Annotated in this window: 12 protein-coding genes; 8 read left to right on the top strand and 4 right to left on the bottom strand. The window is 41.0% G+C overall.

Annotation, left to right across the window (positions count from 1 at the left end; translation table 11 throughout):
- Positions 1 to 2: 2 nt before the first annotated feature.
- On the top strand, positions 3 to 1,454 hold the full coding sequence (locus LA313_RS03140) for an LptF/LptG family permease (RefSeq protein ID WP_228913159.1): 1,452 nt from the start codon (positions 3 to 5) through the stop codon (positions 1,452 to 1,454).
- 31 nt (positions 1,455 to 1,485) lie between these two features.
- Positions 1,486 to 2,622: a 3,4-dihydroxy-2-butanone-4-phosphate synthase gene (gene ribB, locus LA313_RS03145; RefSeq protein ID WP_228913160.1), complete on the top strand. Its 1,137-nt coding sequence runs from the start codon at positions 1,486 to 1,488 to the stop codon at positions 2,620 to 2,622.
- On the opposite strand, the gene LA313_RS03150 is transcribed toward ribB, so the two are convergent.
- Positions 2,619 to 3,248, bottom strand: a complete 630-nt coding sequence (locus LA313_RS03150) for an NAD(P)H-dependent oxidoreductase (RefSeq protein WP_228913161.1) — start codon at positions 3,246 to 3,248, stop codon at positions 2,619 to 2,621. The two genes, ribB and LA313_RS03150, sit on opposite strands and share 4 nt — an antisense overlap.
- Positions 3,249 to 3,679: 431 nt before the next feature.
- Between LA313_RS03150 and LA313_RS03155 the strand changes: the two genes are divergently transcribed.
- On the top strand, positions 3,680 to 4,726 hold the full coding sequence (locus tag LA313_RS03155) for a helix-turn-helix domain-containing protein (protein WP_228913162.1): 1,047 nt from the start codon (positions 3,680 to 3,682) through the stop codon (positions 4,724 to 4,726).
- A gap of 2 nt (positions 4,727 to 4,728) precedes the next feature.
- On the opposite strand, the gene ligD is transcribed toward LA313_RS03155, so the two are convergent.
- Together ligD and ku are read right to left on the bottom strand one after the other, a co-directional pair.
- Positions 4,729 to 7,152, bottom strand: a complete 2,424-nt coding sequence (ligD, locus tag LA313_RS03160; protein WP_228913163.1) for a DNA ligase D — start codon at positions 7,150 to 7,152, stop codon at positions 4,729 to 4,731.
- Positions 7,153 to 7,932 (bottom strand): non-homologous end joining protein Ku, encoded by a 780-nt coding sequence (gene ku, locus LA313_RS03165; RefSeq protein WP_228913164.1) that lies wholly within the window; start codon positions 7,930 to 7,932, stop codon positions 7,153 to 7,155.
- A 231-nt stretch (positions 7,933 to 8,163) separates the two neighbouring features.
- Between ku and LA313_RS03170 the strand changes: the two genes are divergently transcribed.
- From LA313_RS03170 to LA313_RS03180, 3 genes are read left to right on the top strand one after another with little or no spacing between them, the layout of a single operon-like run.
- Positions 8,164 to 9,021, top strand: coding sequence for an SDR family NAD(P)-dependent oxidoreductase (locus LA313_RS03170; protein ID WP_228913165.1), 858 nt, complete (start codon positions 8,164 to 8,166; stop codon positions 9,019 to 9,021).
- Between the two features lie 9 nt (positions 9,022 to 9,030).
- The gene (locus LA313_RS03175; protein ID WP_228913166.1) at positions 9,031 to 9,684 is read left to right on the top strand and encodes a flavodoxin family protein; all 654 of its coding nucleotides are present in this window, start codon (positions 9,031 to 9,033) and stop codon (positions 9,682 to 9,684) included.
- Positions 9,685 to 9,708: 24 nt separating this feature from the next.
- Positions 9,709 to 10,065, top strand: coding sequence for a phage holin family protein (locus LA313_RS03180; RefSeq protein ID WP_228913167.1), 357 nt, complete (start codon positions 9,709 to 9,711; stop codon positions 10,063 to 10,065).
- 83 nt (positions 10,066 to 10,148) lie between these two features.
- Here the strand turns inward: LA313_RS03180 and LA313_RS03185 are convergent, their stop codons facing one another.
- Complete coding sequence (locus tag LA313_RS03185) at positions 10,149 to 11,219, bottom strand: NADH:flavin oxidoreductase/NADH oxidase (RefSeq protein WP_228913579.1); 1,071 nt, start codon at positions 11,217 to 11,219, stop codon at positions 10,149 to 10,151.
- Between the two features lie 200 nt (positions 11,220 to 11,419).
- Here LA313_RS03185 and xseA point away from each other — a divergent pair, with 200 nt between their 5' ends.
- The gene (xseA, locus tag LA313_RS03190; protein ID WP_228913168.1) at positions 11,420 to 12,670 is read left to right on the top strand and encodes an exodeoxyribonuclease VII large subunit; all 1,251 of its coding nucleotides are present in this window, start codon (positions 11,420 to 11,422) and stop codon (positions 12,668 to 12,670) included.
- Positions 12,670 to 12,870, top strand: coding sequence for an exodeoxyribonuclease VII small subunit (xseB, locus tag LA313_RS03195; RefSeq protein ID WP_228913169.1), 201 nt, complete (start codon positions 12,670 to 12,672; stop codon positions 12,868 to 12,870). Before xseA ends, xseB begins: the two co-directional genes overlap by 1 nt.
- The last annotated feature ends 193 nt before the right edge of the window (positions 12,871 to 13,063 follow it).

Genomic DNA, 13,063 nt, shown 5'->3' on the forward strand with positions numbered 1-13,063 from the left:
AATTGAAAATATTAGACCGGTACATACTTACCAGCTACTTAAAGACATTCTTTTCGGTTTTTGTGATACTCATGTTCATATTTGTATTGCAAACCATCTGGCTGTACATCGGGGAATTAGCGGGTAAGGATCTCGACATCGATATCATCTTTAAATTCCTGCTCTATTTTAGTCCCAAGCTGGTACCACTGGTTTTGCCCCTGAGTATCCTGCTGACTTCCATAATGACTTTCGGAAATTTTGCTGAAAACTACGAGTTTGCCGCGATGAAATCGGCAGGTATCTCCTTGCAGCGGGCAATGCGTTCCCTTACCGTTTTCATTTTGCTGGTAAGTGTAACCGCTTTTCTATTCGCCAATAATGTCATTCCCGCAGCCGAATATAAATCCATAAACCTGCGGAAGAATATTGCCCAGCTTAAACCTGCAATGGTTATTTCTGAAGGTGTTTTTAATGACCTGGGACAGATCAATATAAAAGTTGATGAGAAGACAGGAGAGCGAGGTCAATACCTTCACGATGTTATCATTCATAAAAAGAACGAGCGCCGCCCCGGAAATTTCACAGTAATAAAAGCTTCTGAAGGTGAATTGGTTGGAAGTACAGGTTCCAATATTCTAAGTCTCATCCTTAAAGATGGGAACTATTACGATGAGATTTTGCCCTCCTCCCCCCGGGACCGGATGAAAAAACCCTTTGCAAAAAGCTATTTTGAAGAGTATGTGATCAACATGGATCTTTCGGGGTTTAATGATGTTGATCTTGATGAGGAAAGGTACAGTAACTCTCATAACATGCTCAAGATATCTGAGCTAAACCGTACCATAGATTCTTTTTCAACTTCCTATAACCAGGAAGTTGAAATCTTTTCCCGAAACATGTACAATCGTACCGGGATTGAGAACCTAAAGAAAGAGGTGAAACCCAAAAAGGATACAGCTATTGATCCTGAAAAAGGAATTTTACCGCTTTATGAGACTCACCAGGCCTCTCAAATTATAAATCTTGCCCTTGGAGGAGTGAACGGGGCTGTGGCTACGGTAACTAACAAGAAAGTAGAATTGGTTAGCGCCTCTAAAAGATTGAATAAATTTGAAATTGCCCTGCATGAAAAATATGTACTTGCTGTAGCTTGCGTGATACTCTTTTTTGTAGGAGCTCCCCTTGGGGCTATTATTAGAAAAGGAGGAATGGGATTACCAATGGTCATAGCAATTCTTCTTTTTCTTACATACCATTTCATTGGGATATTTGCGAAGAACAGTGCAGAGGAAGGACAAATAAGCCCTTTCCTGGGGACGTGGCTTTCTACCCTTATTATGTTACCTTTAGGGATCTTTCTAACCTATCGAGCAACAACAGATCAGGGTTTATTCAGCTTTAGCATTCTCTTTGAGCCCATTAAGAGACTTTTGAAAAGGACGCAAATTATGGGCCGTTCCGAAAAGGATTAATATCTTTGCCGGCAATTATGCAATGCAAGTTATGAGCCAGGAAACCTCCTTTAAATTACATACAATAAAAGAAGCTATTGATGACATTAGAGCCGGTAAGGTGATTATTGTTGTTGATGATGAGGACCGGGAAAATGAAGGAGATTTCCTGGCTGCCGCCTCAAAAGTGACGCCGCAAATGATCAATTTCATGGCCACCCATGGCCGCGGACTTATTTGTGCTCCTCTTACCGAAAAGCGCTGTAAAGAGCTGCAACTGGAGATGATGGTGGGCAACAATACAGATCCTATGGAGACGGCCTTTACTATTTCTGTCGATCTCAAAGGAAAAGGGGTTACAACGGGTATTTCGGCATCAGACAGGGCTGAGACTATTAAATCTCTAATCGATCCCGAAACAAAACCTTTCGATCTTAGCAGACCGGGTCACATTTTTCCGCTTAAAGCTAAAGAAGGCGGAGTTTTAAGAAGAACCGGTCATACAGAAGCCGCAATAGATTTCGCAAGATTGGCAGGCTTTCCTCCTGCCGGAGTGATTGTAGAGATCATGAATGAAGACGGTACCATGGCAAGGCTTCCGCAACTGCTTAAAGTAGCCGAAAAATTCGATCTTAAGATCGTATCCATTGAAGACCTTGTGGCTTACAGGATGCAACACGACTCCCTTATTGTCAAAAAAGAAGATTTTGACATTGAAACCCGTTTCGGTGCTTTTCGATTAAGAGCCTATCAACAGACTACCAACAAGCAGGTACACATTGCCCTTACCAAAGGCACCTGGAAATCTTCGGACCCCGTCCTGGTGCGTATGAATTCAACCCTTGTCAATAATGACATTTTAGGCACCCTTACCAATGATGCCGATAAGAAGCTGGATTATATGTTTAAGGCCATTAATGAGGAAGGAAAGGGAGCTATTGTATTCATTAACCAGGAAAGCCAGTCCCTCAATCTTATCAAAAGGCTTGGAGAACTAAAAGATCTTCAGAAAGCAGGAGAAATGAAAGCTCCTCCTTTGGTGATGGATGCAAAGGATTTTGGAATTGGAGCGCAGATCCTGCATGATCTTGAGATCCATAAAATCCGCCTCCTTTCCAATACCAAACAAACTAAAAGAGTTGGTATGATAGGTTATGGTCTTGAAATTACAGAATACGTAAATTACTAGATCTCGATCACCGTGTCCTTTAAAGGTCTTCTCACCTTTTTTAAGGATGCAAAAAAATCATCATCAGAGCGATAGCCTACCGGCAAAGCCAGAACGGCTTCCAGACCATACTTTTCAAGTTCAAGGATTTCGTTGTATTTCTTAGGTTCAAAACCTTCCATGGGACAGGAATCGATTCCTTCTACGGCACAAACAGTAAGTAGAGTACCTAACACAAGATATGCCTGGTGGGTAGCCCATATCTTCACTTCATCTACAGGCTTCTGTTCAAAATCTCCAATAAGTGATTCCCTGAAGGGGTGCAGGATTTCATCGGGGGTTTTCCTAATGTCCTGAACCATTTTAAAATGCTTTTCAATAAAGCCTTTGTCAACTGTATTCTCTATACAAATGACCAGTAGATGAGAAGCAGTTCCTATTTGCTTTTGGTTGTAAGACGCCTTCATCAGTTTATCCTGAATTTCTTTATTTTGAACCAGGACCAGCCTTAGCGGCTGCAGGCCATAAGAAGTAGCAGTAAGGTTAAAGGCAGTTTTTAAAACATCGATCTTCTCTTCGGAAACCAGTTTGTCTGGATCAAATTTTTTCACTGCATATCGCCACTTTAAGGCGGTTATACTATTCATGCTAAAAGATTTTCACAAAGATACGCCACGCAGAGAGAGGCTGCAAATGGAAGAAACAACTGAAAAGAGGGATTCTAGAAGTTGTTGCGTTTTTGTTCCCTCCGGTCCCGGTAAAGATTGTATATCCTCCGGATCAAAAATCCGGTTACAATCAGGACAACCAGGATTTCGAGCCCTAACATTAAATAGAATACTGTCATAGAGGAGATTTACAGGACCCATAAGGACCAATTGTCAAAACTACCTTAAATGCTTGTTAAAGATTACCGTTAAAGACACAACAAATACAACTTATAACACAACTTTAAATAGATGATCTTCAAAAAAATCCTAAGTTTAGAACGTTTGGTCTATAAAGGTTGAACAGATAATAGTTACCAGTAGCATGTAACGCTGATAAATAATAACATAACAAGATTTATTTTTTTAAAATGGAAATTTTTGTAAAAGCTCTTCCTGTGGAAGAGATTATAGAAAGTTTATCGAAGCAGCTTAACACCCCAATTCAAAGAGATGGTGGAGAACTTATCATTGACTTACCCGAAAAATGGGGCAAGGGATTTATAAGAGGAACCAGTTTCAACTGGGGAATTGGGGTTATTGAATACAATGTAACCTTCTTTAAAGATGTTGAGATCCACTTCACGATCAATCAAACTCACCCTTTAAAATTTATATTTTGTTCAGAAGGCAGGGTGAGACATGGTTTTGAAGAAAATGACGATGTACACAACATAGATACTTACCAAAATGTAATTGTTTCCAGTAGTGGCCATAACGGGCATGTCCTGTTATTTAAGGCTAATGAAACCTCCCATGTCTTCAGTTTGGAGATCATAAGAGAAGAATTCAACCAGAGGAAGAATTTTGATTATAAAGACATGGATCCACAGTTACAGCGCTTGTTTCAGGATAACAATGCCGAAGAATTATTCTTTTATCAGGGGAACTACAGCATTCAGGCAGCCGATATTGTGGAATCCATAGCCCATAAAGAACATACTGGATTTTTGCGGTTAATTTTTCTGGAGGCTAAAGTTTATGAAATGCTCGCAAAGCAAATCAGTCAGTTTACCGATGATCAACAAAATGGACATAAAGCCATCCTGTTAAGAAGAAGCGATGTTGAAAAGGTGAAGAATGCTGTAGAAATAATAAATCGGGATCTTAATCAGAATTATTCTGTAGACCATTTGGCAAAGGAGGTAGGTACTAACGTGAATAAGTTACAGGAAGGATTTAAATACATGTTTGACCTTACTGTTAACAAATACATTCAGCAGGTAAAACTAGAAGCAGCCAAAGAATTATTGACAGAATCTGATCATAATATTTCCCAGATTGTAGGGCAAATTGGCCTCAATAACCGCAGTTATTTTTCTAAGATCTTTAAGGAGAAATACGGGGTGAGCCCAAAATATTTCCTTAATCATAAATTTCCAGACAGCGAAAATAACGGGGATAGCGAGGAAGATTGATTTTAACCCGCCAATGCGTCGAGAGCCTTTTCAATGTCGATACCATTCCCAAGCACCGGCTTAAATAAATCCGGTTTTTGTTCAATTCGGTCCGGCATTGTTTTTATTGTAAAATCTCTCATATCCAGCCCCGATTTTACCTCATCCCATTCCAGGGGTGCCGAGACAGTCGCTCCCGGTTTGGGACGTGCGCAATATGGTGCTGCCAGGGTTTGCCCTTTCCTGTTTTGAAGAAAATCCAGGTAAATTTTCCCTTTCCTTTTCTTCACATTCCTTTCCATAGACGTCAAATCGGGCAGTTGCTCGTTGATAAAATAGCAGAGTATTTTAGTGAAATCCCGCGCTTCATCATAAGTGTACTTCGCCCCCAAAGGAATGTAAATGTGTATCCCGCTGGAGCCGGATGTCTTGGCATAACCCGTAATTTTTGCTTTATCCAGCACTTCATGAGCTACCTGTGCCACCTCAATTACCTGCTCAAAAGTGTTTTTTTCTGAAGGGTCAATATCTATAACTGTAAAATCGGGATTAAGAAGGTTCTGGACTCTTGAGTTCCAGGGATTAATTTCGATACATCCCAGGTTTGCCATGTATATAAGACTAGCTTCATTCTGGCACATGATATATTCCAATTCCTTGTTGTTATGCTTGGAAAAAATTTTGGTTGATTCAAGCCAGTGGGGAAAAATACCGGCTGTATCTTTTTGATAAAATCCTTCTCCCGTTATTCCATTAGGATGCCGGTGTAAGTTTTGAGGACGATCCTTCAAAAATGGCAAAATGGTATCGGCTATTTTAAGGTAATAATCAATAAGATCATACTTTCGAAAACCCGATTCGGGCCAGTAGACCTTGTCTAAATTGCTTATAGGAACCGAGATCCCTCCTATTTCAAGAGCATCTCCTTCTTTTTTAGCCGCAGGTTTCTTTTTAGGAACTTTTATTGTTTTTTCTTTAGTGATCTCCTTCGGAAGCTTATCCATGCGCAAACCTTTAAAAGAAGGATGTCGCATGTGTCCCGAGTGGGTCCATTCAGAAAAATTCACTTCACATATTAGCTCCGGAACAAGCCAGGTTGCGGTCCGGCCTTTGAGAGCAGGCTTTTTTTTAAAAGGCTTCGCTTCGGTCACTAAACTTTGAAAACTTTCATAAAGATCTTTCTTATCCTGTTCACTAAAACCGGTGCCGCAGTTGCCAATATAAACCAGGTCTTCACCTTTATGCATTCCCAGGATAAGGGAGCCAAACGGGCCGCCGCTATCAGAATCTGTATACCCGCATATCAACGCTTCCTGACTTTCAAAAGCTTTTATCTTTAACCATTTATCACTTCGGGAGCCGGGGATGTATTGAGAATCGGCCTTTTTGGCAATCACCCCTTCCATTCCCATCTCTACCGCCTGTTCAAAAAAGGCCTTTCCCATACTCTCAACATGATCACAGTAATACACCTGCGGAATATCTTCAATGACCTCCGGAAGCAGACTTTTCCTTTCGGTAAGGGGAAGGTGCATGATATTATGGCCATTTAAATAAAGGAGATCAAAAACATAATACCTGAGTTCTCCTGAAGGTTCTTTCTGGTAATTCTGAAGTTTCTGAAAAACCGGTTTTCCGGTTTCATCAAGCGCAACCACTTCCCCATCCAGGATCACATCGTGAGGAACAGCTTTTAAATGTTCATATAATTCTTTGAATTTGGTCTTAAAGGAAATCCCGTTTCGGGAATAGAAATCCACCTTTCCTTTTTGAATATTGGCTAAAGCTCTGTAACCATCCCATTTCAACTCATAGATCCAGTTAGCTTTATTAAAGATCTCGGGAGCTTTGGTAGCCAGCATAGGTTTTACCAGCTCCGTAACTTCCAGCTGCTTCACTTTTTCGGAAGCAGCGTGATCACTGAGATTTTCGGCATCGTAATCTAAGTCTGTGGAGAAGTCATCACTTTTTTTGATAAGAAGCCATTGATTGTCCTTTTCTCCTCCCCTTCGGGTATGAACCAGCGCAAAAGTTCCTTTGATCTTAGTGCCGAAAAATGTGATTTTAAGATCTCCATTTTTCATCATTTTTAAAAGGTCTTTCTCGTCGCCACCTCCCGAGGCTTCATAAGTCCCTTCATCCCAAATGCTCATCTCCCCCGCTCCGTAATTGCCTTTTGGTATAGTACCGTGAAAGCTGAGATATTTTATGGGATGATCCTCAGTCTGGATCGCCAGGCGTTTATCTACAGGGTTCATAGAAGGTCCTTTGGGTACCGCCCAACTCTTAAGTACCCCTTCCATTTCAAGGCGCAGGTCATAATGTAATCGGGTAGCCCTATGTCGCTGAATCACAAACCGAAGCCGACCCTTGTTTTTTTCGTAAGCAGCATCAGGTTCGGGAGTTTTAGAAAAATTCCGTTTTTTGATATACTCGTCCAGTGCCATTTAGGAAGCTTTGCTTTTTTTCTTCTTTTTGTCCAGGCTGGCTTTAAGCTGCGCCATAAGATCTGTAGCCGGAGTGGCTTTTGATTCGAATTTTTCAGTCCTGGTCTTTTTACCGCCGGTTTTGGCTTTAATGATCTTTAAGAGTTGATCGTTGTAAACATCCTTATATTTTTCGAAGTCAAACTCAGAGGTATATTGTTCAATAAGAGACCTGGCCATATCGATCTCTTTTTTTGAAACTTTGGTATCGGGTAGTTTTAATTCTGAAGGATCGCGTATCTCATCTGCAAACCTTATCACATGAAGCACCAGCGCATCTTTGTAAACTCCTACCAGGCTTAGGTTTTCCTTGGCGCGCATCACAAAGGTCGCAACGCCCAGTTTACCGGTTTCTTTTAATGCAGCTTTTAATAAATTATAAGATTTCTCACCGTCCTTTTGCGGTTCCAGGAAATAAGGTTTCTTAAAAAGCACATCGGCCACATCTTTTTCCTCAATGAATTCCTCAATATCAATAGTTCGGGATTTCTTCATGTTCGCCTTATCAAAATCCTCTTTTTCAAGAATGGTATAAGTATCATCCTGTTTATAACCTTTCACTATATCCTTCCACTCTACTTCCTCTCCTGTTGCTTCATTGACCCTTTTATACCTTATCCTGGCATGGTCATTCTTGTCGAGCATGTCCAGATCGAGTTTTCGCTCCTCACTGCCCGAATACATTTTAATGGGGATTGTTACCAGTCCAAAGCTTATTGATCCATTCCAGATAGACCTCATATCATGTGAATTTTAGATGATTCTCTACAAGATACCCGATTTTTCAATCATTCCCGAGGGATTAGCATTGTCTTAACGATACCTGAAGCTTTTGCAATAAGGCACGTTAAGGTTTTAGGAAAAAGTCGCTAAAGCTTTCTTAATGATTTTGTTGTGACACGAAAAAGAAATTATCTTAGAAAAAGGCATTTTTTGCCCCCCATTTTATTAATACTTAAAAACGAAATGAAGATGAAAAGACTTGAAAACAAAGTAGCGATAGTTACCGGTGGCGCAACAGGAATTGGGGAGGCAATTTCCAAAAAATTCGCAGCCGAAGGCGCTAGCGTTCTGGTAGTGGGAATGCCCCAGGACCCAGTAAAGGATGTGATAAGTGATTTGAAAAAGTCCAAAGCTAAAGCTATTGGTTTTTCTGCCGATATATCTTCTGAAGAAAATGCGAAAGAAGCAATCGAAACAGCCATTAAGCACTTCGGCCGTATCGACATTTTAATAAATAACGCCGGAGTTTATCCTGAAGCAAATACTATAGATGAATTCTCTACCGAAGCTTTTGACAACCTTCTGAAAAATAACCTTAGAACGGCATTTTTGATGACCAAATATGCGGTTCCACATCTCAAAAAATATAGAGGTTGCATAGTTTCTGCAGGTTCAGAAGCCGGGAAAATTGGAATCCCTAATGTTTCTCCATATGGAGGTACGAAAGGCTTTATGCACGCCTTTATGAAAGGAGTCGCAGCAGAGCAGGCGAAAAATGGAATAAGAGTGAACTGCCTTGCTCCAGGCCCTATAGACACAGCCTGGACACACAAAGAGATCAGTGACATAACCAAAAAAATGGAAAAGCAAATGATGAGTGCCACTCCTTTAGGTCGTCGTGGTACTCCGGAAGAGATTGCGAATGTTTACCTCTTCCTGGCATCAAATGAAGCTTCTTATATCACAGGTGCAGTCTATTCTGTCGATGGCGGAATTACCATTGGAAAAGGACCTGTGGGAGATGAAGTTCCATCAAAACTAAAAAAAGAACCAAAAGGAAGTTTGAACCTTAAACATCAAATGGACGGCGCTACTAACCTTAGATAAAATATAAAAATGGCTTTAAAAGCAATCTTTTTAAACTGTACACTCAAAAAATCACCCGAAACTTCAAATACCGCAGCCTTCATAGGGCAGGCCCAGAAAATATTTGCCGGGCTGGATGTTGAAACCGAAGAAGTAAGGGTAGTAGATCACAATGTAAAATTCGGAAATTCTTCAGACGAAGGCAAAGGGGACGACTGGCCAAATATCCTCCAAAAAGTAAAGGAAAGTGATATCATGATCATCGCTACTCCTATTTGGAGGGGAGACAGAAGTGCAGTCGCTAAACTTGTAGCCGAAAGATTTGACGGCATCTGGGAGGAAGCCGATGAAGATACAGGTCGTTATCCCACTTTTAATAAAGTTGGAGGAGTAATGGTAGATGGAAATGAAGATGGCGCTAAAAAAGCCATTTCAAGTATCTGTTTTGATCTTTCTGAACACGGTTTTACTATTCCGGTAAACGCTTTTAGTTATTACGTTGGAAAGGCAGGACCAGGGCCCGCTTATATCGAGGCGAAGGGAGATGAACATTTTTTCACCAACCGAAACCTTTACCACATGGTGCACAATATGGTGCATCTTGCCAAAGTGCTAAAGGAAATTCCTTACGACACCAACATTAATGATTTGAATAAAAAGGCAGAAAAAATAAGTAATTCCTAAGACTAACTATAAAAACCAACCACTATGCTTGACTGGCTCATACATGTCATTATTGATGCTGCTGTACTTTTGATCGCAGCAAAAATGTTACCCAAAGTAGAACTAAAAGGCTGGAAAACAGCTATTCTTGTTGCGCTTTTAATTGGAGTGTTGAGCTTCTTTTTAAGCTGGATCCTCACCGTGGTTCTCAATATTGCCACTCTCGGAATCTTTTACTTCCTCGGCCTTGGTTTTATCACCAGGATCGTGGCATATGCGATCATCATTGAACTGGCCGATAAACTGAGTACTGGTTTTAAAACCCATGGATTTATGCCATCCCTTTGGCTGGCTATTATCATAGCAATTGTAGGTTCCCTTGTGGACTGGATTATTCTATAGCACCAATATATCAAAAGATAAAAAAACCACGGCGCAACAGCTCCGTGGTTTTTTCATGATTTTCAAGAAACCTTAGACTCCAATTATTTTTGCTTTGCCCGTAGATACTGGTTAGGCCAATCAACAGCGGCATCTAATTCGGCAGCGGCTTCTAGAGGGAAGTAGGGATTTCTAAGCATTTCTCTACCTAAAAGAATAATATCGGCCTGCTCTTTTTCCAGCACTTCCTCGGCTTCCCTGGGGGTGGTTATCAAACCAACAGCAGCGGTTAAAATGTCTGCTTCAGATTTTAGTTTTTCTGAAAAAGGCACCTGGTATTTCTTTTGAACCGGAATGCTTACGTTGGGTACGAGTCCGCCCGAAGAACAGTCTATCAAATCTACACCTTCCACTTTAAGAAGTTTAGCCAGTTCAACCGACTCTTTGTCGTTCCAGCCTCCTGCAGCCCAGTCTGTAGCCGAAATCCTTACAAATAAAGGCAAATTCTCCGGCCATACCTCCCTTACAGCCCTTGTCACCTCAAGAAGAAGCCTGCTGCGGTTTTCAAAGGAACCGCCATATTCATCTTTCCTGTGGTTACTTAGGGGAGAAAGAAATTCATGTAATAAATAGCCGTGAGCGGCATGAATTTCCACAACTTTAAAACCTGCCGAAAGTGCTCTTTTTGAAGCCTCTCTAAAATCGAAAATAACTTTTTCGATACCGGCAGAATCAAGTTCTTTTGGTGCGGGGTTTTCTTCGTAAAATGGAATAGCCGAAGGCGCAACCGGTTGCCATCCTCCCTCCTCTTCAAAAAGGAACTTCCCGCCTTTCCAGGGATTGGTCGTGGATGCTTTCCTACCTGCATGTGCAAGTTGAATTCCCGGCACACTCCCCTGCCCTTCCAAAAATGCAATTATTTCCTTCAGTTTTTCAACGTGTGCATCTTTCCATATTCCAAGATCATCGGGGGTGATACGGGCTTCGGGTGAAACTGCGGCAGCTTCAGAAATTACAAGGCCTGCTCCTCCTGTAGCACGTGTTCCCAGGTGCACCAGGTGCCAGTTGTTAGCAAAACCGTCCTTGCTGCTATACATACACATGGGAGAAACTCCAATGCGGTTCTTAATTTGAATGGACTTTATTTTCAATGGCTCAAACAGCCGCGGGGACATTTTACTCATAATCTATAATTTCAATTTCCTTCAAAAATAGCGAAAACACTAAGGTTAATCTTATTCAGCCAATAGTAAAACAACATCTACAGATCAACCAAAGTAATACCGATGGAAAAAGAAGCATCAAAAATGTCATTTTTGGAGCATTTGTTTTTCGGGTTCATATTTTGCAATATCTTAGCTAGGAAGATCAAGCTATGTCCACCAAACAAATTTTTCCTTTATCTAAACTTACCGAAGCCATTGAGAATGTGATCAACCGGTATTGCAGTAAGGTGGTGTGGGTAAAAGCTGAAATTGTAAAACTCAATCATTATCCTCAAACCGGCCATTGCTATCCAGATCTTGTGGAAAAAAGGGATGGGAAGATTGTGGCTGAGTTACGCGGAAATATTTGGAAAGCCAATTTTGAGCTTATTAATGAAAAGTTCAGGAATGTTTTGAATGAAGATCTAAGGGACGATATGACGGTGGTGGTCCAGGCGACGGTCACCTTTCATTCGGTTTATGGCATTGCCCTCAATATCCTCGACATAGATCCCGAATATACACTGGGAGAACTGGCGAAACAGCGTGCCGCAGCTATAAAAAAACTGACTGCTGAAGGCATTTTTGGAGCCAATAAGAAGCTGCTTCTTCCGAAGTTGCCAAAAACCATCGCCATTATTTCGGTGAACAGCAGCAAGGGATATCAGGATTTTTTAAATGTCATAGAAAACAATCCGTGGGGATACCAGTTCCACTGCAAACTTTTCCCGGCGATCCTGCAGGGGGAGCGGGCGGTTTCAACCATCACTGCACAGCTTAAAAGGATCAAAAAGCATAAAAGGATTTTTGATGCTGTGGCCATAATTCGTGGGGGCGGTGGCGAGATTGGCTTGAGCTGCTATGACAACTATAATCTGGCGAAAGAAGTCGCTCAATTTCCGCTTCCGGTTTTAACCGGAATAGGGCATTCCACCAACGAGACCGTTAGTGAGCTGGTGAGCTTTAAAAGCTTTATCACTCCAACTAAAATAGCAGAATTCCTACTTCAGGAATTCCATAATTTTTCACAACCGTTAAAGGAAAATATTCAGAAAATATCTTTGGGCGCAAACCTCCTTTTTGAGAGGCAGGAAACTCAGCTGGAGCGGGTTTCAAGTTCCTTCAGGTTCCTGGCCACCAAGGTTATTGACCGGGAAAATAATAAGCATTTCAACTTTGGACGCATCATCGCAATGGAAACAAAGAATATGTTTCAGCAGGAAACTACAGCATTAAAGAACATAGCTACTTCAGTCGAACATCTATCGCCAAAAAATATCCTGAAAAGAGGTTTCAGCATCACCAGAAAGGACGGGAAAGTCGTTAAAGATGCCGCTGTACTGGCCGAAGGAGACCTGGTAGAAACCGAATTCCTCTCAGGAAAAGCTTCCGCAGAAATTAAAAATATCAACAGCAAATAATGGGAACAAAACTGACTTATACCGAGGCTTTTGCAGAATTACAACAAATAGTCCTGGAGATGGAAAATGCCGAAATTGGCATAGATGAACTGGATGCAAGGGTAAAACGAGCTTCTTTCCTGTTAAAGCTTTGCAGGGAAAAGCTTTATAAAACTGAGCAGAATGTTCTTGAGACTTTAAAAAGTATAGAAACAGAATAGATTTATCAGGATTTTATGCCGGTAGCATTTATCATTCTCCTGAATAGTGCAACATAAAAAAGTTTCCAGATGAAATTAAAAATTAGTATTTTGCCTTTTGGTTTTTTAGAAAAATTAATTTCACTCACATATCGATACCATTAAAAAAGATTTTACAGGCGATGTAGCTGCCGTTAATCAAATCTCTGTCGTT

It is taken from the genome of Salinimicrobium sediminilitoris (assembly GCF_020866905.1).
Classification (GTDB): domain Bacteria; phylum Bacteroidota; class Bacteroidia; order Flavobacteriales; family Flavobacteriaceae; genus Salinimicrobium; species Salinimicrobium sediminilitoris.